This is a genomic window from Methanolinea mesophila, assembly GCF_017873855.1.
Taxonomy (GTDB): domain Archaea; phylum Halobacteriota; class Methanomicrobia; order Methanomicrobiales; family Methanospirillaceae; genus Methanolinea_B; species Methanolinea_B mesophila.
In genome coordinates this window covers 1,711,753-1,732,026 of record NZ_JAGGKR010000001.1, presented here as the reverse complement: position 1 = coordinate 1,732,026, position 20,274 = coordinate 1,711,753, and the positions used below count along the sequence as shown (strand labels likewise).

General features: G+C 58.1%; 22 protein-coding genes. 6 read left to right on the top strand and 16 right to left on the bottom strand.

All coding sequences use genetic code 11. The features are described from left to right. Positions 1-7 precede the first annotated feature (7 nt). From J2741_RS08095 to J2741_RS08085, 3 genes are all read right to left on the bottom strand, one after another. A complete protein-coding gene (locus J2741_RS08095) occupies positions 8-1,345 on the bottom strand; it encodes a PAS domain-containing response regulator (RefSeq protein WP_209674666.1) in 1,338 nt (445 codons plus the stop codon). A 480-nt stretch (positions 1,346-1,825) separates the two neighbouring features. Then, positions 1,826-2,014 carry a helix-turn-helix transcriptional regulator gene (locus J2741_RS08090; RefSeq protein WP_209674665.1) on the bottom strand — a complete coding sequence of 63 codons (189 nt, stop codon included), beginning with the start codon at positions 2,012-2,014 and terminating at the stop codon, positions 1,826-1,828. Further along, positions 1,998-2,447 (bottom strand): DUF2178 domain-containing protein, encoded by a 450-nt coding sequence (locus J2741_RS08085; RefSeq protein WP_209674664.1) that lies wholly within the window; start codon positions 2,445-2,447, stop codon positions 1,998-2,000. The genes J2741_RS08090 and J2741_RS08085 overlap by 17 nt, the downstream gene beginning before the upstream one ends. 376 nt (positions 2,448-2,823) lie before the next feature. Between J2741_RS08085 and hgcC the strand changes: the two genes are divergently transcribed. The 3 genes from hgcC to hgcB are packed head-to-tail and all read left to right on the top strand — an operon-like array spanning position 2,824 to position 4,534. Then, a complete protein-coding gene (gene hgcC, locus J2741_RS08080) occupies positions 2,824-3,126 on the top strand; it encodes an HgcAB-associated protein HgcC (RefSeq protein WP_209674663.1) in 303 nt (100 codons plus the stop codon). Next, positions 3,123-4,190 (top strand): mercury methylation corrinoid protein HgcA, encoded by a 1,068-nt coding sequence (gene hgcA / locus J2741_RS08075; protein ID WP_245249458.1) that lies wholly within the window; start codon positions 3,123-3,125, stop codon positions 4,188-4,190. Before hgcC ends, hgcA begins: the two co-directional genes overlap by 4 nt. Then, complete coding sequence (gene hgcB / locus J2741_RS08070; RefSeq protein WP_209674662.1) at positions 4,190-4,534, top strand: mercury methylation ferredoxin HgcB; 345 nt, start codon at positions 4,190-4,192, stop codon at positions 4,532-4,534. The genes hgcA and hgcB overlap by 1 nt, the downstream gene beginning before the upstream one ends. A 294-nt stretch (positions 4,535-4,828) precedes the next feature. Here hgcB and J2741_RS08065 read toward each other — a convergent pair whose 3' ends face one another. Next, a complete protein-coding gene (locus J2741_RS08065) occupies positions 4,829-7,480 on the bottom strand; it encodes an MEMAR_RS02690 family S-layer glycoprotein (RefSeq protein WP_209674661.1) in 2,652 nt (883 codons plus the stop codon). A 311-nt stretch (positions 7,481-7,791) separates the two neighbouring features. On the opposite strand from J2741_RS08065, the gene J2741_RS08060 reads away from it, so the two are divergent. Beyond that, entirely contained in the window at positions 7,792-8,406 is a 615-nt protein-coding gene (locus J2741_RS08060) for a flavodoxin family protein (RefSeq protein ID WP_209674659.1), read from the top strand. A 4-nt stretch (positions 8,407-8,410) separates the two neighbouring features. Next, positions 8,411-9,034 (top strand): flavodoxin family protein, encoded by a 624-nt coding sequence (locus tag J2741_RS08055; RefSeq protein ID WP_209674658.1) that lies wholly within the window; start codon positions 8,411-8,413, stop codon positions 9,032-9,034. A gap of 43 nt (positions 9,035-9,077) precedes the next feature. Here the strand turns inward: J2741_RS08055 and J2741_RS08050 are convergent, their stop codons facing one another. From J2741_RS08050 to J2741_RS08030, 5 genes are all read right to left on the bottom strand, one after another. Beyond that, positions 9,078-10,253 carry an energy-coupling factor ABC transporter ATP-binding protein gene (locus J2741_RS08050; protein WP_209674656.1) on the bottom strand — a complete coding sequence of 392 codons (1,176 nt, stop codon included), beginning with the start codon at positions 10,251-10,253 and terminating at the stop codon, positions 9,078-9,080. Beyond that, positions 10,250-11,032 (bottom strand): cobalt ECF transporter T component CbiQ, encoded by a 783-nt coding sequence (gene cbiQ / locus J2741_RS08045; RefSeq protein ID WP_209674654.1) that lies wholly within the window; start codon positions 11,030-11,032, stop codon positions 10,250-10,252. The genes J2741_RS08050 and cbiQ overlap by 4 nt, the downstream gene beginning before the upstream one ends. Before the next feature lie 18 nt (positions 11,033-11,050). Then, positions 11,051-11,350 (bottom strand): energy-coupling factor ABC transporter substrate-binding protein, encoded by a 300-nt coding sequence (locus J2741_RS08040; protein ID WP_209674652.1) that lies wholly within the window; start codon positions 11,348-11,350, stop codon positions 11,051-11,053. Then, positions 11,347-12,042, bottom strand: coding sequence for an energy-coupling factor ABC transporter permease (locus tag J2741_RS08035; protein ID WP_209674650.1), 696 nt, complete (start codon positions 12,040-12,042; stop codon positions 11,347-11,349). Before J2741_RS08035 ends, J2741_RS08040 begins: the two co-directional genes overlap by 4 nt. A 129-nt stretch (positions 12,043-12,171) precedes the next feature. Further along, positions 12,172-12,804 carry a peptidase M50 gene (locus J2741_RS08030; protein WP_209674648.1) on the bottom strand — a complete coding sequence of 211 codons (633 nt, stop codon included), beginning with the start codon at positions 12,802-12,804 and terminating at the stop codon, positions 12,172-12,174. Positions 12,805-12,909: 105 nt separating this feature from the next. On the opposite strand from J2741_RS08030, the gene J2741_RS08025 reads away from it, so the two are divergent. Beyond that, positions 12,910-13,194, top strand: coding sequence for a chorismate mutase (locus tag J2741_RS08025; RefSeq protein ID WP_209674646.1), 285 nt, complete (start codon positions 12,910-12,912; stop codon positions 13,192-13,194). A gap of 78 nt (positions 13,195-13,272) precedes the next feature. Here the strand turns inward: J2741_RS08025 and J2741_RS08020 are convergent, their stop codons facing one another. The 7 genes from J2741_RS08020 to J2741_RS07990 form a co-directional block, all read right to left on the bottom strand. Then, on the bottom strand, positions 13,273-14,157 hold the full coding sequence (locus J2741_RS08020; protein WP_209674644.1) for an META domain-containing protein: 885 nt from the start codon (positions 14,155-14,157) through the stop codon (positions 13,273-13,275). Between the two features lie 233 nt (positions 14,158-14,390). Next, positions 14,391-15,575, bottom strand: coding sequence for a cytochrome c biogenesis protein CcdA (locus J2741_RS08015; RefSeq protein ID WP_209674642.1), 1,185 nt, complete (start codon positions 15,573-15,575; stop codon positions 14,391-14,393). A 58-nt stretch (positions 15,576-15,633) separates the two neighbouring features. Further along, positions 15,634-16,506, bottom strand: coding sequence for an acetylglutamate kinase (gene argB / locus J2741_RS08010; protein ID WP_209674640.1), 873 nt, complete (start codon positions 16,504-16,506; stop codon positions 15,634-15,636). Between the two features lie 46 nt (positions 16,507-16,552). Then, positions 16,553-17,704 carry a bifunctional ornithine acetyltransferase/N-acetylglutamate synthase gene (gene argJ, locus J2741_RS08005; RefSeq protein WP_209674638.1) on the bottom strand — a complete coding sequence of 384 codons (1,152 nt, stop codon included), beginning with the start codon at positions 17,702-17,704 and terminating at the stop codon, positions 16,553-16,555. A gap of 17 nt (positions 17,705-17,721) precedes the next feature. Next, positions 17,722-18,201 carry a CBS domain-containing protein gene (locus J2741_RS08000; protein ID WP_209674636.1) on the bottom strand — a complete coding sequence of 160 codons (480 nt, stop codon included), beginning with the start codon at positions 18,199-18,201 and terminating at the stop codon, positions 17,722-17,724. A gap of 15 nt (positions 18,202-18,216) precedes the next feature. Then, positions 18,217-19,203 (bottom strand): N-acetyl-gamma-glutamyl-phosphate reductase, encoded by a 987-nt coding sequence (gene argC, locus J2741_RS07995; RefSeq protein WP_209674635.1) that lies wholly within the window; start codon positions 19,201-19,203, stop codon positions 18,217-18,219. 194 nt (positions 19,204-19,397) lie between these two features. Then, on the bottom strand, positions 19,398-20,219 hold the full coding sequence (locus tag J2741_RS07990; RefSeq protein WP_209674633.1) for a DUF4013 domain-containing protein: 822 nt from the start codon (positions 20,217-20,219) through the stop codon (positions 19,398-19,400). Positions 20,220-20,274: the final 55 nt, after the last annotated feature.

The following is a 20,274-nucleotide window of genomic DNA, read 5'->3' as shown; positions in this document are numbered from 1 at the left end:
CAATCGATCAATCCCTTCCAGCCCGGAGCGCTTCCTCGGCCTGCCGTCGCTGCAGCACAGAAGCGGCATGCCGTACGAACATGTCCAGGATATCGGGGTGTTCTGGCGCCGAACCCGGGGGGAGCAGGAGGATCGCTATCCCGTAGACCTGCCCTTTCCATGACAGCCCGGCGCCCCTCATGCTCCCCATGAACGGCAGGGAATCTATCTTCCCGCAGAGTTCTACCGGCATCTGCCCGAACGAGAGTTCATACATCCCCCCCGGAATATTCACAAATGAACCGAGGAGCATCTCTTTTACTCCCTGAACCGAGGCCCTGAAGGTAAGGCCGACCGGAGAACGGCCGAGCATCTCGGCGATGCCTGGGAGGTACGGGTCCGCACCACGGATCGCCTCTATCTTCACCGTAGTGCTTCCGGTGTCGATCGAGTTTACCAGGACGACCGTCCCCTCGGGGGCAAGCGAATGAAGTGCCTGTGCAATATATTCGAAAATATTCGCATCGAGCGGGTAATCCGCCATTTCCATCGCCTTCTCGGAGATGAACTTTAGGTCCCTTGCGTATGACTCGAGCTCGGACCAGGCACGTTTCTGTTCCGTGAGGTCGGTGAACGATGCCACCAGTCCGGCCGGGTTCCCGTCCTCGTCCAGGATCATGCTCGCGCTTACCTTCGCCTCGAAGGTGGACCCATCACGTTTCCGGGCCGTCACCTCTCCCAGCCACCGGCCCTCCCGCTGGAGTTTTTCGAGTGCACGAATGGCGGTGAAAGGGTCGTATACAAAATCCGCGACCGATCTGCCAATCACTTCATTCGCATCCCGGTACCCCCACGTGGCGAGGCACATGGGATTCACGTAGAGAAGGTGTCCTTCTTTATCGGAGATCGCGATAGGGCTTAACGCGGACCGGATCGCCGCATCCTTTATCCTGAGCGCCGATTCCATCCGGGTCCTCTCACGTTCGGCATACCGGCGGCGTATAGACTCCCTGATCTCGTGCTCCAGCTGGGCGAACTGGGACTTGAAATGGGTATCCTTCTGGAGGTAATAATCCGCGCCGCTGTTGAGTGCCTCAATGGCTACTTCTTCCCTGCCCCGGCCGGTGAAAAGAAGAAAAGGAATCTGGGCGTCTTTTGCACGAATGTACTTCAGCAGGTCGATCCCGGTCAGTCCGGGCATCTGGTAATCTGAGATGATGGCATCGTAGGGGCGGCTTTCAAGCATTTCAATCGCCCGATATGCAGAATTGGCGGTGTCGATTGCAAGGTCTCCCGAACGCTCGAGGTATACCTTCGCGATCTCGAGAAACATCTCTTCGTCATCCACATAGAGAATCGAGATCAAGAACTTTCATCCCGGGACGCCATTGGTAAGGGGTTTATCAGGGACGGTATATATGTCTAATCGAATTGCTCTCCTTCCCCTGGCGGCAGAAAACTGCCGTTTATTCGAAAAATAAGAATTTTTACGGCTACTTTTTGGTGTGGACGGAGGGAATCCGGATCGATTTCCCCGGCAGAAAAACGGTGAGTCCTGTCCGGGACCCTTTTCATGGCAGATACCGGGATAAACGGCGATCTCACGTAATCAGACAGGAATAGTGCAGTTCGTGTTGTGGCGCATACGATATTCCGGAAAATAATAACGACCGCCTGTTCGCGGCGAATCGGGGTGCCGACATCCCGTGTGGTTAGACCGCAGTGAGGACATTCCCCGGAGATTATCAGGATATTTCTGGCAGATCACAGTGGATCCTAAGGAACCAGGGGGGCAGGAAAAATATTGGCATTCCGGAGCTATTGGAAAAATAGCACGTGTTCATGATTAAGGAGTAAAAACGTCCTCGATAGTTACCCCGAAATACCGGGCGATCTTGAACGCCAGGTCGAGCGAGGGATCGTACTTCCCCTTCTCGATGGCGAGGATGGTCTGCCGGGTGACACCCAGCTCATTGGCGAGCGCCTCCTGGGTGAGGTCGTGCATCGCCCGGTAGACCTTAATCCTGTTCTTCATCGGTCTCCCACTCCCCGTATTGCCGTGCGTAATAGAACCTGAATCCCACATAGAGGATTATCATCAGGAACAGCACCAGCAACTGCACGATGCCGATATGCCCGAGCGGGACCAGACCTTCGTCGGGAGGCCGGGGCGGCCGCGGAAACCCGGGCGCTCCGAGACCCAGCACCACATCCCCCAGACTGATCGCAAAAAACACCACCCAGAACACCTGGAACGTGCGAACTGCCGCTTTTTCGTTGATCAGGACCGCCCTTTCATCCTCTTTTACATCGTGGATCTTCCGCCGGGCCACATAGAGGAGCATGACTCCCCCGATGAAGGCGAGGATTATCAGCAGCGGGCTGTGCAGATCGACCGAGAGCCAGAAGGCTCCTACCTCGAGCAGCCCGATAATCCCGGCAAGAATATAGAAAGATGTTCTTTTCATCCAAACTCCTTACGTGTAAGATAATTGACATTTGGTAATATACGTTAAACTTTTTTCTGTCACGCCCCGGCATCCCGGCCCTTCGTGGCGTTCTGGTAAAGAATGTCCTGCGATATAATGCATGAAGTATCGGTACATTACCGGCCCGCGATGTATATGTAAGTAATTACTTACATTTAGTAATATTTATTTTACTTTTACGGCAATGAGCCGAATCCTGCACACCGCACTCGGGGGATGTGATCGTCGCGGTGCGTTCCCAGCCTCATGGTTCCTGTGTCCTATACCATATCATTTGTCATAATATTTTGATTATTCTGATAATTCTGAATAATATAAATACTATGAAGGAGTACTATTGAGAGTAATCATGAGCATGACGGGGAAGAACCTGGAGAATGAAGTTCCCGATCCCGACGGTGGGTGCGGGTGCGGGCAAAACCGGGGGTGTCAGGTCGAAGCGGTCTTAAGTGTTGACGACCGCGGCCAGATGGTGCTCCCAAAAGACGTACGGGAGAGAGCCGGGATACGGACGGGCGACAAACTGGCCCTTATCAGCTGGGAGAGGGACGGCCGGATATGCTGTCTCGCACTGTTAAAATCCGATAATCTCAGCGATATGATAAAGGGGGTGCTCGATCCCCTGATGCAGGGAACGGAGGCAGGAGGCAGGGATTGACCGATGAGACTGCCCCGGGAAACACCGGGTGTTGTGGAGGCGGACAAAACACCGCGAATTGCGGATTCGATACACAGACCGGACATCGTGAGATCCTTTCTGCAACCAGCACGCTGACCTTTGCCGACCGGCTTGACCACTTCTACGCCCGGTGGGGTGTCGACCGCATGGGGCACCGGGTGGACCCGGGACTCTACCGGCTGGGTGAACCCACACCTGATTCGCCGGTTTTTGTTTCTGCGAACTATACGCTGAGCTTCGATGCGCTTCGTTCCGCGCTGGAAGGATTCGACTGTTACATCCTCGTCCTGGATACGAAGGGTATCAACGTCTGGTGCGCCGCAGGCAAAGGGACGTTCGGCACAGACGAGCTGGTGAAGAGGATCGAGTACACCGGACTCACGGGTATCGTCCGGCACAGGAAACTCATCCTCCCCCAACTCGGCGCACCCGGGGTCTCCTGGCCGGAAGTTATCCGCAGATCGGGTTTTTCAGTGGAATACGGCCCGGTTCGGGCAGAGGATCTCCCCGAGTACCTGAAGACCCATACCGCTACCCCCGCGATGCGGCGGGTCCGTTTCCCGGTGCGCGACAGGGCAGTCCTGATTCCGGTGGAGCTGGTGCATGTCGCCCTCCCGGCGATCGTCGTGGCTATCGTTCTCTATTTCCTTGCGGGGCCGGTTAGTTCCCTTGCGGCTGTCACCGCGGTGGTTGCGGGCACGGTGCTCTTCCCCCTCCTGCTCCCGTACATCCCGACGCGTGATTTCAGTATGAAAGGCTTTATTCTGGGGTTCGTGGTCTCCCTGCCTTTTGCCGCATGGTACGCCGCCGGACCGGGCCTCCCGGGTTGGGCGGGTCTCCTCGCAGCGGTCACCCCCCTGTTGCTCATCCCTGCGGTGACCGCCTATCTTGCCCTCAACTTCACCGGTTCGACACCGTTCACCTCAAGGACCGGGGTGAAAAAGGAGATCTTCCGGTACGTGAAGCCCATGACGGGCATGGCGGTGGCGGGAGTGCTCTTCGGAATACTCCTCGGGGTAAGCCGTCTCATGGGAGTGATCTGATGTTTGATTCTTATGTCGAGACCACCCTCCGTTATTATCCCGAGCGCTGTATCAACTGCCGTCGGTGCACCCAGGTCTGCCCCCACGGGGTCTTTTCCGAAGGGCCTGAGCGTGCGGTGCTCCGGCACCCCCCGGACTGCATGGAGTGCGGGGCCTGTGCATTGAACTGCCCGGTCCAGGCGATCGAGGTACAGAGCGGGGTTGGATGTGCATGGGCCATGATCTCAGCCGCGCTTCGGGGAAAGGACATGGACAGCGGTGAATGCGGGTGCGGAGGCGATGACGGGGCCTGTTGCGGGGGCGGGGAAGAGGAAGAACCCTCATCCTGCTGCGAGGGCAATTAAGTGCCCCTCCATTTTTCTACCTTCATTTCACCGGGCCAGGCACTTTTTTCGAAGGGTTCAACTGCACCCGGGACCAGATAAGATCATAATGGAACGACTGCATTGTCCGGGCTGCGGGAGGGAATTCTACCTCAATACCGGGTGTTCATGCTGCGCGCCACCGCCCGGGCCGTTTCGCTGCCCGGAGTGCGGGGGGTTCCTCGAACGATCAAGACAGTCGTACGTCTTTTCCGGCGGATGGGACGAGGAATGAACGGACGTCCCCCCCATCCAAATCCGCATTAAAAAAGGGCCCTATCCGACCGGCGTGGTAGAAAACCCGTACAACGTGTCCGGGTTGTCCATGATCACCCAGTAGCCATGGAACGGCACGACATCCTGAGAAGGCATCCCCTTCGTGTATACCCAGCCAGGCTGGTTCATGTTCGGGCTTATGACCATGGTATACCCGGAAATTCCTCCCGGACCCTCGCTGACGCTCGCGAGTGCCTGTTCAACCGGCATCGGAGAGAACCATACATATCCGGGGAGGGGGAAGTATCCCTCGGGGGCGGGCCCGATGAGGTTTATCCCCGGCGAAAGGACCCTTGAAGGGGGTGGTGTGACCGCGGATGACGGAGTCAGGAACCCGTTCACCGTTGCATCGCTCTTTACGACCAGGCAATAGAGCGGCTCGAGCCGGTAGTCCGGGCCGGGGATGGACCACCCGGAACCGTCCCAGGTAAGAATAACTGAGATATGGGCGAGCGATTCTTCCGGGAAGATTGAAGTGAGGTTCGAGTAGTCAGTATCGAGGGCTATGGGTGTAGAGAGAAGATTCCACCCCGGGGAAACATATACGGGGAGTGGAGCGATCTCTTCACCGGGCACCACGGTGAACTGGAGCAGTGTATATGTATCATCGAAATACGGGCTTTCAAGAAGGTTTGTGAGCGCGTCTGCAGCGTTCCTGCCCTGTACGCTTCCCGGGCCCAGGAGTGGTATCCATACCGTGTCCGGGGCTGGGTAAGTGCTGAGCACAAGGCCGTGCCGGGGGTAATTGTACCCTTCATAGTCGATCGGGATCGGATTGGGGTACGCATCTAGCACATCGTTATACATGGGGTGCTGGACCACGACGGAATACTGCCCGGGCGACATGGTGGCGGTGATCTGTCCACTTATTTCGTGAGAGAAACTTGCGTTCTGGCTTACTCCTGCGGTCTGGTAGTCCATGAAGTCGTCCCCGAAGATCCAGACCGCGACTCCCGGAGCGGGCTGTCCTTCGGCGATTCCATAAATGGAAAATTCTTCGCCTGGCACCACAATCGGATTCGATACTGCCGCGGCAACGAATGGTTTGCGGATGATGAGCGAGACGTTTCCCCACTGGGTATTTTCGAGGTTATCCCGGTTGTTCGGGGTTGCAACAGCATATACGGTGTAGGTACCGGCATCGAGGTTCAGGTTAGAGGTCTGCCATGTGAACCACCAGGTGTTGTCTTCCTGGACGTCGGCAGAATCAAAGGTTGAAGCGATGCCATCGACCACCGAGGTCCTGGGGTCGGTCAGCCTGCCGCCGGCGGAGGAGAGGTTCGGGCCGGTAATGAACAGGTACACGTTGTCAGTCTCGGAGTCGGTACCGGAAAGCCGAACTTCCTGTCCCAGGAAGAAGTTCTGGTCGCCGGCTGCGACAATGGTGACGGTTCCCTTTTCAATGATTACACTAGCAAAATCGTTAATAAAGACGCCGGAGGTGAGCTGCCTCTCCACCCTGATGGTGTAATTCTGATCCCTGGTATCGGTAGATGTCTGCCACAAAATAGTCCTGGTGCCGCTGCCCGACGTCAGAATGTAGGCATAGTAGTAGGTTCCGGATGGCACGCCGTCCCAGTTCGAGGGTACGTCCTGGGCGATAGTTCTTCCATTGCCCCCCTCGTACGCGTAGGCACCGATGTCTATTGCTGTGTAACTACCTGCAGGGGGGTTCTGGTTGACGTTGCTCTGGTCCTGTGTGATGAATGGGGGCCTATCATGTGCAAGTCCGGTCATTTGACCCGTATCCTTGACCCAGAGATAGTAATTGGAGTTTGGTGTGCCGGTTATTGTTACCGAGAAAGGGTTTCCCCGGACCACGGTATCCTTGCTCGTCTCGATCCTTACCGTATCCTGGGCAATTGAGACGGTCGTCGTTGCCGAGTATGTTTTCCCGGTGTAGTCATGACCGCCGGGGTCTTTATAATTCTCCATGATATGGTTGAGGTCGCATTCCGCCCAGCAGGTATAGACTCCCGCCGGGTAGAGCCGGTCTCCGGCTGTCGTGGATGCCGCGGTATTCCATCCGGAATAAGGATACTCACCCCCGTGCGGAGTGGGGGATACCCAGTAGAACGGCTGGGAATTCAGGTTGATGTTCCCGAGGGGAAGAGAGAAGGTGGCGTTCTGATGCAATGACGTGTAGATCGCGCCGTCCCCGGTCCTGACCTTTATATCGATCACCCCGTCGGTGGAGGGGTTGTACCCCGGCCTGTTCGCTACGAGATAGAAGTTGCTTTCGATCCTGAAATTGACAAAATCCCCCGGAGCGACGGCTTTCCCGGAGACGTCCTTCTGCAGGTCCTGGTCCCATACTTTGAGCACAATATAGGGATCATTCACACTGAACGCCGGTCCCTGGTTGGCGATATCCCACCTGTACCAGATCCCCGTCCTGCCTACGAAGGTGGAGGGCGCGATATAGAAGTGAGTGGAATCTCCCACAGGGATGACGTAATTCGGAGTATCGGCGTTCGGATTCGTTCCCGACGCAAACCATGCAAGCTGGGAAAAGCCCCCTGTGGCGCCCGTGATATCGAGGTCCTGTTCGCCGATGAAGACGTCGTCACCCTGCATGATGATATTGACCGAAGCGGACGCCGTCCCCGAGAAAAGGGCCACCAGAAAAGCGATGAGTAAAATCAGTTTCATATATCTTCCCCAAATTATATTAATCCTGAATTTTGGGTTCGATGAAGATAAAATTATCTAAATAAAAATTATCCGGATGGCAGGGTCAACTAAATTCCATTCTTAAACCCGGGAGGGGAATTTTCAAGGTGAAAAATCCCGTGGTTCGTCCAGGACCCTCTGCAGGGCTTCCCAAACTCCCCGGTATGTTTCGTGACCGGAGTCCGGGGATGATCTGTTTCCCCTGGTTCCGACAATTCAGGAGTGACATTCCGCCCGCCGGGAGAAACGACACATGGCATTTTTATCTTCCGGAGGCCAATGGCTGATCCATGCCTATAAAGGTCCTGGCAATCGCAGGCAGCCCGAGACGGCATGGAAACTCCGAGACCCTGCTCGACTGGGTCCTGGAAGAGATGCGGAGCGAGGATGACGTCCTGATCGAGAAGATAGCCCTCGACGAGGCGGATGTCAACCCCTGCAAGGGCTGCAACGCGTGCGAGATCCTGAACAAGTGCGTGCAGAGGGACGGGATGGACGTGCTCGGGCCGAAGGTCACCGCATGTAACGTGATGGTCGTCTCCGCGCCGATATTCTGCATGGGGATCAATGCGCAGACCAAGGCCATGATCGACCGGTTCCAGGTCTTCCGTTCGAGGAAGTACGTGCTCAAGCTCCCGGTCGTCGAACCGGAACTCAAGGGAAAGCGGCTCGGGGTCTTTCTCTCCACCGCCGGCCAGGACTGGGCCCACGTGTTTGACGGGGCGATCCCCACGGTTAAGTGCATGTTCCACGTGGTGGACATCCCGGACCGGGACATCCGCTCCCTGATGGTAAACAAGGTGGACGAGAAAGGTGCAATCCTCTCTCACCCCACCGCGAAACAGGACGCAGAGAAAATGGCCCGGGAAGTTATAGCCGAGATACGGACGCGGCTGGAGCGGTAAGGCCATGACGGTAAGGGTCGTGGGACTCTCGGGAAGCCCCCATCGCCACGGCAATACCGAGACGCTCCTCGATGCATTCCTCGACGGGACCAGGAATGCCGGGGCGTCGGTAGAGAAGGTAATCCTCAAGGACCTGGACTACTCCGCCTGCAGGGGCTGCAACGCCTGCCACAAGGACGGGCAATGCATCGTGAAGGACGAGGCGATCCCTCTCTTCGACACGATTATGGGCGTAGACTGCCTCGCGGTGGCCTCCCCTATCTACAGCATGGGGATCACCGCCGAGCTAAAGGGGCTGATAGACCGTGCGCAATACATCTGGGCCCGGAAGTTCATCTTAAAAACCCTGTATTTTTCCAACGAACACATCAGGCTCCATAAGGGGATCTTCATCTCCACTGCCGGCCAGGACTGGGACAACGTCTTTGACGCGGCATTCCCGGCGATTACCGCGTTTTTCAACACCATCGGCTTCGAGTACTACGACAATATCATCGCCAACCAGATGGACCGGTGGAAAGGGGTGAAGAACCACCCGACCGCCATGACGGAGGCGCGGGAGAAGGGTGAGAAGGCGGTGCGGGCAATCGAGAGGATCCGGCAGGAAGCGGAAGTGAAGGGGAACTAACAACCTGGAGCGTCGAAGATAACTCCAATAGAAATTTTTTTCCTTATTCGCCCACAGGGATAACGGGAATGGTAAATCCGCTCTCCTCGGCAAACTTCGCCACCCGTTCCCGGACACGGGCGAGCATCCCTCCGGCGGTGATGATCAGGGCTTTCTCACCGAGCATCGCCTTGAGCAGGCTCTTGTCGATCACCCCGTACGTGAAGTCGACCGGGATACCCTCCTCCTCGGCACGCATCTTCGCCCGGGTGCCCATCGCACCCACGTGCCCGATACCCTGTTCCTCGATCAGGACCCTGAGGTGTTCCCCCGGGCACAGGTCCGCATCGCAGAGGAAGATGGCAGCCGGGTGTATTCCGGTCCTCCCTCCCGCTGCCGCCTCGATCGCCTGGGTGAGGTCGAGGACACCGGCCGGTGGTTTCCCCCCCGGGAGTATCTCCCTCGCAGAGAGCTCCATGTAGAGTTCCAGGAGCGGCGGGATGGTGAGCCGTGCGGCCCGCATCATCCCCTGGTCGGTGAAGACCGATTCGGGCGTTCCCTGGTGGAGTATCTCCCCTCCGCCCATGAGGATTACCTCGTCCGCCCAGTGGTAGGCAAGGTCTACGTCGTGGGTGGAGAGGAGGATTGTGGTCCCCTGCTCGTTCAGCTCGTCGAGGAGGTCCATGATCTCCGCCCCTCCCGCCGGGTCGAGCGAGCTGGTCGGCTCGTCGAAGACCAGGATGTCGGGTTCCATGGCGAGCACTCCCGCGATGGCCACCCTCTTTTTTTCTCCTCCGGAAAGGTGATGGGGCGGGCGTTTCTCGTAGCCCGCAAGGCCGACGGCATAGAGAGTCCTTGTCACGATCTCCCGTATCCGGTCCTCCGGAAGCCCCAGGTTGAGGGGGCCGAACGCGACGTCCTGGTAGACCGTGGGGGCGAAGAGCTGGTTATCCGAGTTCTGGAATACGAACCCGACCTTCTTCCTGACCTCGCGGAGTGACCTGCCGTCGTAGGAGACCGCCCGGCCGGAGAGGAGCACACTGCCCTCTTTCGGCCTGAGGATCCCGTTGCACATCAGGAGGAGGGTGGTCTTGCCCGCCCCGTTCGGCCCTACCAGGGCCACCCTGCTCCCTTTCTTTAAGGAAAACGAGATGTTCTTCAGGGAGACCGGGCCGTTGGGATACGCGTAGGATACACTGCGGAACTCGATGACCGGGATCCCGGAGTCGTCGTGGTTCATAGTATGGCCAACCCTCCGGAATAGACCGCGACCGTCAATAACACCGCGAGATACGTGCCCACCAGGCCCGCACCCTTCCAGGAGATCCTCTTTTCAGTCTCGGGAAGCTCAAGTTTTCCGTCATAGCACCGGGAGTCCATGGCAACGAGCAGTGCCTCACCACGCTCCCACGCTTTTATGAATAGCATCGCGGAGAGCATGGAAAAGGCATAGATTTTCCTCCGGAACGTGGTATACCCGTTCCGCATGACCTGGGCGTTGTGGATGGCGATGGCCTCCCCGATCAATACGAAGATCGAACGGTAGATGAGCATAGACAGGTCCACGAACTCCCTCGGCAGGCGCAGTGACCGCATCACCGAGAAGAGTTCCACCATCGGGGTTGTGAGCGCGATAAAGTACAGTGAGCACATCCCCCCGAACGTGCGGGCGATCACCAGTTCGGCCTGGTGGATCGAACCGGTGGTCACCGAGAGAGGGAAACCCAGAAGGGAGAACGAATAGAGCGTCTCCCCACCGCCGGTGACCAGGAGGATCACCACCCCGCTCATCACCGCAAAAGTTACCGGTATCGCGAGCAGGCCGATATAAAGCCGGGCGGGGATCTTCGCGAGAACCACGGTGATCAGGCTCATGGACACTGCGATCAACGCAGGGGCAAGCGGGGAGGCCGAGAAGACCCCGATAAGTATGGCACCCACTCCGAGCGACAGTTTCAGCCGCGTATCCACCTCGCGCAGTGCGTTCCGGTGGGCGTAGTCGTCGAGGATGGTCTCCATTCCTTGCGCTCACGTCTCCTATTGTTTCTGTGCCTTCTGGATCCCCCGCCAGTAGCCGAAGAAATATCCAATAATGACTGCCCCGATCGCTGCCTGGAGCGAGAAGAAAAGGGTCTCGATCTCCCCGCTCGGAGGTTCCCAAATCGGCGAGTACCACGGTTCGTATCCCTCGGACTCGATGATCTCTGCCGCCCGGCTGTCCGCCCCGCCCCAGGCTTCTTCTGCTCCCTGTTGCTGTATAATCGCGTTCTCGTAGAGGAACAGCCCTACGAATACGGCGATCACGATGATGGCGATGATCTCTCCTTTGTACTTCATGATGAAGACCCCCGGAGCCGGTCGACCTGTTCCTGGGTGAGCACCCTGATGTTCACCAGGACGTCGGGGCGAAGTGCCACGATGTATTTGAAGACCAGGGCGATAATGACTCCCTCGACAATGGCGAGCGGAATCTGGGTAAGTGCGAATATAGCCCCGAACGCAAGGAACGAGCCGAATATTCCGCCTGTAGCGGACGGAAATGCCAGCGCGAGCTGAAACGACGTGACCACGTAGGTGAAGAGATCGGCCAGGGCTGCCGCAAGGAAGACGGTGACATAGGTGTTCAACCCGGTCCGGTTCCCCGCCTGGTAGATCCCCCATGCCACAAGGGGCCCTGCGATCCCCATGGAAAACACATTGGCACCCAGGGTTGTAAGCCCCCCGTGCGCAAGGAACAGCGCCTGGTAGAGGAGGACGATCAGGCCCAGGATGGAGGTGATGAACGGACCGAAGAGGATCGCCGAAAGGCCCGTCCCCGTAGGGTGGGAGCAGCTTCCGGTGACCGAAGGGAGTTTCAGGGATGAAAGTACGAAGATGAACGCCCCTGCGACCGCCAGGAGGGGTATCGAATCGCGGTGTTCGGCAAAGAGGCGCTTTAACTGAATCAACCCGACGATCAAGAATGGCGCCGAGATAACGAACCATATCTCCCACCAGGGGCTTGGGAGAAATCCTTCCATGATGTGCATCCTGATCCTCCTAGTTCAATTTTACTTGTTTTAACACAAATTAATTTGTATAATTATTATTTATACGAATCGGTTTTTCGTTCCTTGTATCCTGAAATTCACACTGCCCTGCAGATTTCCTAAAAAAATTCAGAGATAGATGTAGTAATATGAGAAAAATACCGCGACGAGGGCGGCACCGAAGAGCGCTATAAATATCCCCTTGTTCCAGGCCCACACCTTCTTCCCGTCGAGCACACTCACAGGGAGCATGTTGAAGAATGCGATCATCGCGTTGACCTGCAGGCCGACCAGCCCGATGAGGGAGACCACGTTCAGGGAGAAGACGGTCAGGGGGACGAAGGGCCCTGCGAACAGCAGGATGGCGAACGGGATGCAGAGGACCAGGTTGACGATCGGCCCGGCCGCCGATATTTTTCCGTTCTGCTGGCGGGTGATGGTCGGTCCGTAGATCATGGTGGCTCCAGGAGCGGCAAAGACGACCCCTACCAGCGCCGCGAGCGCCACCGCCACGACCAGCATCAGGTTGTCCCTGCGGAACTCGGCCCAGAACCCGTATTTCATGGCGGTGAACTTGTGCGACAGTTCGTGCAGCACGAACCCGATCCCCACCGTGACCAGCGACACCCCGAAGAACAGCAGGTATACTTCCGGGACGACCTTCCCGGACGGCCTGATGAAGATCAGGGTGAACGCGATGGAGATGGCGAGCCAGGCGATGATGAGATCGCGTCGTTCCCGCACCGATATCCTCTCGAGCATATCAGAAAACCTTAGCTTAGATCAATGGTTCTCCTGTGCCATATGTCCTTTGGCACGAGCAAAGTCAGCACCTTTATACCCCACTCGGGCCCGTTATTATATACCATGCCCATCGACGCACTACGAAAGGAGATTGACAGGATCGATGAGCAGATCATCGACCTCATAGCCCAGCGACAGCGTATCGCGGGGCGTATCGCCCAGGCCAAGCTGCTGGAGGGGGTGCCCATCCATGACGAGGAACGATCGTCACTGGTGCAGGAACGGGCCTTCAACCTGGCGGTCGAGAAGAACATCAACCCGCTGCAGGTACAGGACATTTTCCGGATCCTGGTGGGGATGTCGGAAGAACGCCAGCGAGAGTGCACGGGAGACGGAAACCTTCCCTGAAGAGAGTCAGATCGCATCGGAAAAAGATTGGAATAATTTCAATTGTTTTTTTGGGGGGCGGCACCTGCCGCACCCCGCTCACTTCTTCTCGAAGGTCAGGGTCACCTTCCCGGCCCCGTCCGAGAGGAAGAGTTCGTTCCCGGCAATGTAGAACGTATTCAACTGGGGCAGCATCGTGAGGTAGGAGTTCTCCACCACCATGATCTGGTCGGCGCAGGCCATCTTCGTGCTCCCGATATCGCGGATCACCAGGCTGTTCGCTCCTGTCTGGGCGTATGTACCGAAATAATTGTTACATCCCGCATTGCCGGCGATCTTCCCGTCATCCGAGAACTCCAGGCTAATGGTAGTCCCGGCCACCGGTGTGAAGATCTCGCCCTTGTAGTCCACGTAGGACTTCATCACCCACGTCCCGCCGGTCAGCGGAACAGGCGCCCCCGGACCCGGGTTCTTCGTGTACGAGAGAATGGCATTCTTATTGCTGTCGTATACCGTCAGGATGTCCCCGTTTATGGTAAAGCTCGATGCACCGCGAAGCGTACTCATGTAGTAGTTCTCCTGGGACATGATCCCGGGCGGGGAGTTGCAGCTCATCTTCGTGCTTGACGGTGTGCCGATCGACATAAAGTTCAGGTTGCCCTGGTAGGAGGCCTGGTACTGGTTGCACCCTGCCGAACCATACACGGTGTTTCCTTCGAATATTGCGGTAATCTCCGTTCCCGGAAGGACGTTGGTGGACCCTGTGCCGCGATTGAACGAGACCAGGTACCAGGTAACCCCCGTGAGGCTGCCTTGGGTCACCGGCTGGGGAGCGGCCGTGGTCTGGACAGGTGACGCTGTCGCGGTGGCGATCGTGGTCGCCTGCGTGGTCGGGGTCGGGACCTCCACCGGGTTGGTACACCCGGCGGCAAGAAGCATCAGGATAAGGGCTACAAGCAAGAGCCCGGAGACGAGGAGTTTCATCACCTGATCCTCTCCGGCCGGGGATTTAAATATGAGGGTTTCTCCCGGGCGAGGTCTCTCCTCCTCATGAGGCATCACCGGAGGATCACCAGCAGTGATAAATCTGGCTGCATCCCCGGTGAAGGAAAAACCGGAAGGAACCGTAATAAATATCTGGAGCTTTCAAGGTGGGACCTGAACAATGTGGAATAACGAAAGGGCGGGAGAGATCCCGGCAAGGTGGGTGCCCGGGTTTACACCAGGACTTCCCAGAGCAGGAGAATTCCAAGCCCGATCATGACTGCCCCCATGAGGATCCTGACCGTTCTCCTCTTCTCCACCCGCCAGGTTTCGAGCCGCTCCGCAGAGATCCCGTAGGCGACGACCGCGAGGATGATCACCAGGGGGAGGATGAAGATCAGGTTGTAGAGGAGGAGGAGCGGGAGTCCCTGCATAAGGGTCATCTCCTGGGAGAGGAGGGAGAGTATCGCCAGGTATATCCCCCCCGTGCAGGGAAGCTCGAACATCCCCACCAGGATCCCCAGAACGAATGCCGCCGGTACCGAACCGACCCGGGCGAATCGTTCGATCATCCCTTTCCTGGACTCCGGTATGGCGAGGGCCGGCCCGCCTTCTTTCCGGAATGCATCCCGGAACGAGAGTACTCCGGCCGCAATGGCGATGAACGCCGCCACCACCGAGATCGCCTGCGATACTCCCGAGATCTGGATGGCGGTAAAGAGGCCCAGGCCGGAGAGGAAGTAAAAGACAAAGACTGCGACGATGAAACTCGTGCCCACCTCGAGCATCTTTCTCCTGCTGCCGAGCGACATGATAGTGAGGAGGAGGAAGATGAGCACCGAGAACGCACAGGGATTGATCCCGTCGACCAGGGCCGCACCTATCACCAGGGGGATGGTAAGGACCTGGGATCTTCCCTGGCCTGGACCCTGGGGGGTGGGAGTGACCTCCGGGGTAAGGTTCCCGGCGACGAGCGCGGTCGTCTCCTGAACCTTCAGATCGAGCTCTCCGGTGACCTGCTCGTATCCTTCAAGCACGTACGGCCCGACGAATGCTGCCGGCACCGCCACGAACCCTGCGGCATATTCCTGGTTGAACCGGGAGAAGAGGGCACGGTTCTCAGGGCTGTCCTTGATGTCATAGAACCTGACGATGACGTCCGGGTGGGTCCTCGCATAGTCCTGCACGAAAGGGAGGGTATGGGTGCATTCGCTGCAGTCCTGGTTGTAGAAGAAATAGACCACGACCTTCCCGTCCACCACCGGCTCGATTGGACTTCCCGGGAGTATCGCGGGGGTAAGGGTGATCTCCGGGGAGGTCCCCGGCCCGGGGGAATCTGCGATGACGGGAGTGCCGCTCCACGCAAAGACCGCCACCACGGCGAGCAGAACGATAAATGGAAGTGTTGCCGGTTTCATGCAGGGTCGTGAATAAAGGTGTGCGGTGCTCCCTTAACTAGTTCATGAATTATCCAGGTCAATCCCTGTGGACCATGGTCCCCACGCCCTCGTCGGTGAACATCTCCAGCAGAAGATTGTGCTCCTTGTTGCCGTTGATTACATGGGCGAACGCCACACCTTCGCTCACCGCCTTGGTGAGCGACTTCACCTTGGGAATCATCCCTTCGGAAACTATACCGTTCGCGATCATCATCTCGGCCTCGGAGAGTGAGAGCCGACGGTATACCTTGGTCCGGGTCTGGTCCATGATCCCGTCCACGTCGGTCATGTTGATCAACTTGTAGGCCTTCAGGGCGATGGCGATATCCCCGGCGGCGGTATCCGCGTTGATGTTCAGCGACTGCCCGTTCCTCCCGATTGCGATGGGGGCGATGACCGGGATGTACCCGTTGTCCATCAGGGTATTCAGCACCGCCGGGTTGATCTCCTCGATCTCCCCCACGTGACCGAGGTCGACCTCCTGCTCTCTTCCCTCCACCGAGACCCGCTGGGGGGTCATCTTCCGGGCGATGATCATGTTCCCGTCGTTCCCCGAGAGGCCTACGCCTTTTCCCCCGAACTTGGCGATGAGTGAGACGATGTTGCTGCTGATCTTTCCCACCAGTACCATCTGGGCGATCTCCAGGGTCTCCTCGTCGGTGATCCGGAGACCGGCGACGAACTTGGGCTCCTTTCCCATAGCCTTCATCTTCTCGGTGATCTCGGGACCTCCGCCGTGCACCAGCACCAGCCGGATCCCGACCAGCTGCAGGAGCACTGCGTCACTGATGACCGTGTCCAGGATCACCGGGTCGACCTGTGCGTGGCCCCCCAGTTTGATGACCATGGTCCTGCCATGAAACTGCCGGATGTAGGGCAGGGCTTCGGTAAGTACTTCTTCACGTTTCATGAGATGTTCCTCCCGCTGCTCCTGTCCTCCCGGCCGATCTTTCGGTTCATGTGGTATACCTCCCGTTGATCTCCACGTACTTCTCGGTCAGGTCGCAGCCCCATGCCGTGGCCTCCCCGTTTCCTGATGCGAGGTCCAGGACGAAAATGACCTTCTTTCCCTGCATCCGCGCTTTGGCCCTGGCCAGGTCGACCACGATCGTACCGTCTTTTACCAGCTGTTCGGAATCCTTACCGTCGCTCACCACGAGTGAGGCGGAATCGGGGTCAAACTTCACCCCGGCCCTCCCTGCGGCAGCGATAACTCTTCCCCAGTTCGGGTCGGTGCCGTATACCGCGGTCTTGACCAGGGGCGATTCGATCACCGTCCGGGCGACTTTCGCCGCTGATTCCTCGTCGGGGGCCCCGACAACCGTGACCTCGAGCAGTTTCGTCGCGCCTTCACCGTCCTCGGCGATCTGGATCGCAAGGCTCCGGCAGCAGGACTCCAGCGCAGCCTGGAACTCGGCCATATTCACTTTCCCCGCGGACCCTGTGGCGGTGATGAGGCAGATGTCGTTGGTGCTCGTGTCCCCGTCCACCACCACCCGGTTAAACGACCTGTCCGCGGCAATTTTTAGCGACTCTCTCAAATCCCGTGCCGGGATTTGGGCATCGGTATACATGAAGGCGAGCATGGTGCCCATGTTCGGGGCGATCATCCCGCTCCCCTTGGTGATCCCTCCGACGGAGAAGGTCTCCCTCCTCTCCAGGGCATGCTTTTCGGTGAGATCGGTGGTCATGATGGCCCGGGCGGCCATCACTTCCGCCTCCGGGCTCCGGACGATCTTCGGGGCCACCCGGAACGCCTGGTCACGTATCAGGGGAAGGTCGAGGTACCGGCCGATGACCCCCGTACTCCCGACCCCTATCGATCCGGGGTCCAGGGAGAGCGCTTCCCCGGCGATATCGGCCATGGCGGCCGCGTCGCGTATCCCGCGTTCACCGGTATAGGCGTTGGCGCACCCCGAGTTCACGATCACTGCAGAGAGCCTGCCTTTCCGCACCCGGTCTTCCATCAGGCTTACCGGGGCCGCTTTCACCAGGTTCCTGGTAAAGACCCCTGCCGAGTCCCCTTCCGCCCGGATCAGGGCAAGCCCGTACTTGCCCTCCTTTATCCCCCACGCTGAGACTCCCTCTACGCCACAGATGCTCTTCAAAAGTAACGACGCTCCTCTTATTCTCCGGATGCAGAGGTCGCCACGCCAGAAACGATATCAGCCCGGGTGACTATCCCTACGAGCAGGTCCCCCCTGACCACCGGGAGGCGGGCAATCCCCTCATCGAGCATCAGCTGGGCCGCGTCCTCGATGTCCTGGTCTTCCCCGATGGTGACGACCGGTTTACTCATCACCTCTTCAACGCCCGTGTCCCCGATATCCTTCAGGGCGCTCTTCGTCTTTTCCCAGTTTACGATCTCCCTGATGGGTACTTCGATGACTTCCAGCGGAGAGGGGAGCCACAGGTCATCAGAGATCCTCCCTGTCTCGAGGAGGGCGATGATATCCGACTCGGTGACGATCCCTACCAGCCGGTCGCCGTCCATCACCGGGAGGCCCCCGATGTGGTGTTTCTTCAGCAGTGCCGCCGCGTCCCTGACCGGTGCGTGCACCGGGATGGTGATCGGGTCCGGGGTCATGATTTCCTTGATCTTCATCTTCTCACCTCAAATTCAGGGAAGGACCCCCGCACCCCGGAGGCCGTCCCTTTCGTCGAATCCGAACATCACGTTCATGTTCTGGATGGCCTGTCCGCTCGCACCCTTGCCCAGGTTGTCGATGGCGGAGGCTGCTACCACCCGGTGGCCCTCACTCTCCACCCGGATGTCGCAGAAGTTGGTCCCACGCACCGCCGCAAGCATGGGGAACTGGAGCCGGACGAAGTATTCGTCCTTATAGTAGTCCCGGTATATCCGCTCGACCTCCTGCTGCGAGAGGGGTTCGGAGAGGAGGATGTGTGCAGTGGTGAGGATCCCCCGGTTGACCGGGACGAGATGGGGGGTGAAGTACCCGGTGGCCTTCGATCCCAGGCGGGAGAGCTCCAGACGCATTTCTGCGAGGTGCCGGTGGGACGTCCACTTGTAGGGGTTCACGTTGTCCCCCACGTTGGGATAGTGGGTGGTTGCGGAGGGGTTGTCCCCCGCACCCGATACCCCGGTCTTGGAGTCGTAGATCACCGTGTGGGCGTACCGGGCCAGAGGCGCTGCCGCAAGCGTCGCTCCTGTGGGGAAACATCCCGGGTTGGAGACGAACATGGTGTTCCGGTATTCGTTGCGATGGAGCTCGGGGATCCCGTACGGGGCCTCGAAGTAGTCGATATGGGGCACTCCGTACACCCGCTCGAACACGTCCTTCGGAAGGCGGTAATCCGCAGAGAGGTCCACTACCCTGATCCCCCGGTCCAGGAGTTTCCTGACATAGTTCATCGCGGCGGTGTGCGGCACCGCCAGGAATGCGACATCCGCATCGATCTGCTCCGGCTCCGGGTTTTCAAATGAGAGGCCGGTGAACCCCTTCAGGTGGGGGTGGACCGTCTCGATCGGCTGCCCGGCATGCTTCCGGGAGGTGGCCAACGTGACCTCCGCATGGGGGTGAGTAAGGAGGAGCCGTATCAGGTCTCCTCCTGCGTACCCCGACGCTCCGACGATCGCAACTTTCATGGAATCCTATTCGGTTCGGCACCCCTTAATGCTTATACTTGCCGTTCCCCGGAAACCCGTGACCGGCCCATCTGTCGGAAGACATGGGGACGAACGCCAGGCCCCTGGGAGGTTGTTGCCTGGAATGGTAACACTCCCGAATGCCCGGAAGAAATGGCTGAAAAGAGCAGCGCGGAAAAAAGTGATACCTGGAATTATTCCGCCGGTGCCATCGCTGCCACAGGGGCCATGGGTTGCGTGGGTTCTCCCGCCCCTGCACTGTCATAGAGCAGGCTGATGTAACGGGACATAAATACTACGACCCAGGGAACAATGATCAGGTTGATGATCCCTCCGATGACGGGGATTATTCCCACCACAAATTCCACGACCATCACGATCACGAATACTATGATGAGGGCAAGGATATAGTGACCCCATCCAATCTTCCGGATGGTTGCAAGAATTTCACTGAAATTGAACGCCTCTCCTATCCGGCCGGTGCGGGCGAACCGCACGACCCCGATAATCGCAAACAGACCGATGATGAACGCCAGAATGAGTGCGATGATGATTCCCAGGATAATTCCGCCGATAAGCGGCAGGATCGCCTCGGGGTTTGTCGGGGATGAGAGTGCGGTCATGATAGCGGCGCCAGCGGTCAATGCAACCACGATGATGACCGGGATCATGTAGATGATCTGGATGGCGATATAACGGATGCCATCGAAGAACATCGCCCCGAACCCTGACACCGGCGGCAGCGGGGTTGTCCCGCGCAGGATCCGGATCTCGTACCCGGCCAGGAACGAACTCAGGAGGAGCGCCAGAAAAATCGCTACGGCCATTCCGGAGAAGAGCAGGATCCAGTTCGGCACACCTCCTATCATACCGACCACGATAGCAGCGATGACAATTATTACCGGGATCGCCGGTATTATCGCAAGTACTATCAGGAGAATCCAGGTCCATATATTTCCAAGCAGTCCTTCTTTTGCATAGGTGAATGAATCTTCAATCAGTTTTCCATAGTCCATGGATTACACCCCGGGTTTTCCCGGCATTATACGTTAAATTCGATCTCCTACTATA

What these genes read in the sequence shown, in the direction of transcription:
- J2741_RS08055 (WP_209674658.1), top strand. Translation starts at nt 8,411, where the DNA reads ATGACGGTAAGGGTCGTGGGACTCTCGGGAAGCCCCCATCGCCACGGC.
- J2741_RS08025 (WP_209674646.1), top strand. Translation starts at nt 12,910, where the DNA reads ATGCCCATCGACGCACTACGAAAGGAGATTGACAGGATCGATGAGCAG.
- hgcB (WP_209674662.1), top strand. Translation starts at nt 4,190, where the DNA reads ATGTTTGATTCTTATGTCGAGACCACCCTCCGTTATTATCCCGAGCGC.
- J2741_RS08090 (WP_209674665.1), bottom strand. Translation starts at nt 2,014, where the DNA reads ATGAAGAACAGGATTAAGGTCTACCGGGCGATGCACGACCTCACCCAG.
- J2741_RS08030 (WP_209674648.1), bottom strand. Translation starts at nt 12,804, where the DNA reads ATGCTCGAGAGGATATCGGTGCGGGAACGACGCGATCTCATCATCGCC.
- J2741_RS08015 (WP_209674642.1), bottom strand. Translation starts at nt 15,575, where the DNA reads ATGAAACCGGCAACACTTCCATTTATCGTTCTGCTCGCCGTGGTGGCG.
- argB (WP_209674640.1), bottom strand. Translation starts at nt 16,506, where the DNA reads ATGAAACGTGAAGAAGTACTTACCGAAGCCCTGCCCTACATCCGGCAG.
- J2741_RS08085 (WP_209674664.1), bottom strand. Translation starts at nt 2,447, where the DNA reads ATGAAAAGAACATCTTTCTATATTCTTGCCGGGATTATCGGGCTGCTC.
- J2741_RS08040 (WP_209674652.1), bottom strand. Translation starts at nt 11,350, where the DNA reads ATGAAGTACAAAGGAGAGATCATCGCCATCATCGTGATCGCCGTATTC.
- J2741_RS08000 (WP_209674636.1), bottom strand. Translation starts at nt 18,201, where the DNA reads ATGAAGATCAAGGAAATCATGACCCCGGACCCGATCACCATCCCGGTG.
- hgcC (WP_209674663.1), top strand. Translation starts at nt 2,824, where the DNA reads ATGACGGGGAAGAACCTGGAGAATGAAGTTCCCGATCCCGACGGTGGG.
- J2741_RS08050 (WP_209674656.1), bottom strand. Translation starts at nt 10,253, where the DNA reads ATGAACCACGACGACTCCGGGATCCCGGTCATCGAGTTCCGCAGTGTA.
- argC (WP_209674635.1), bottom strand. Translation starts at nt 19,203, where the DNA reads ATGAAAGTTGCGATCGTCGGAGCGTCGGGGTACGCAGGAGGAGACCTG.
- J2741_RS08065 (WP_209674661.1), bottom strand. Translation starts at nt 7,480, where the DNA reads ATGAAACTGATTTTACTCATCGCTTTTCTGGTGGCCCTTTTCTCGGGG.
- J2741_RS07990 (WP_209674633.1), bottom strand. Translation starts at nt 20,219, where the DNA reads ATGGACTATGGAAAACTGATTGAAGATTCATTCACCTATGCAAAAGAA.
- J2741_RS08020 (WP_209674644.1), bottom strand. Translation starts at nt 14,157, where the DNA reads ATGAAACTCCTCGTCTCCGGGCTCTTGCTTGTAGCCCTTATCCTGATG.
- J2741_RS08060 (WP_209674659.1), top strand. Translation starts at nt 7,792, where the DNA reads ATGCCTATAAAGGTCCTGGCAATCGCAGGCAGCCCGAGACGGCATGGA.
- J2741_RS08035 (WP_209674650.1), bottom strand. Translation starts at nt 12,042, where the DNA reads ATGCACATCATGGAAGGATTTCTCCCAAGCCCCTGGTGGGAGATATGG.
- cbiQ (WP_209674654.1), bottom strand. Translation starts at nt 11,032, where the DNA reads ATGGAGACCATCCTCGACGACTACGCCCACCGGAACGCACTGCGCGAG.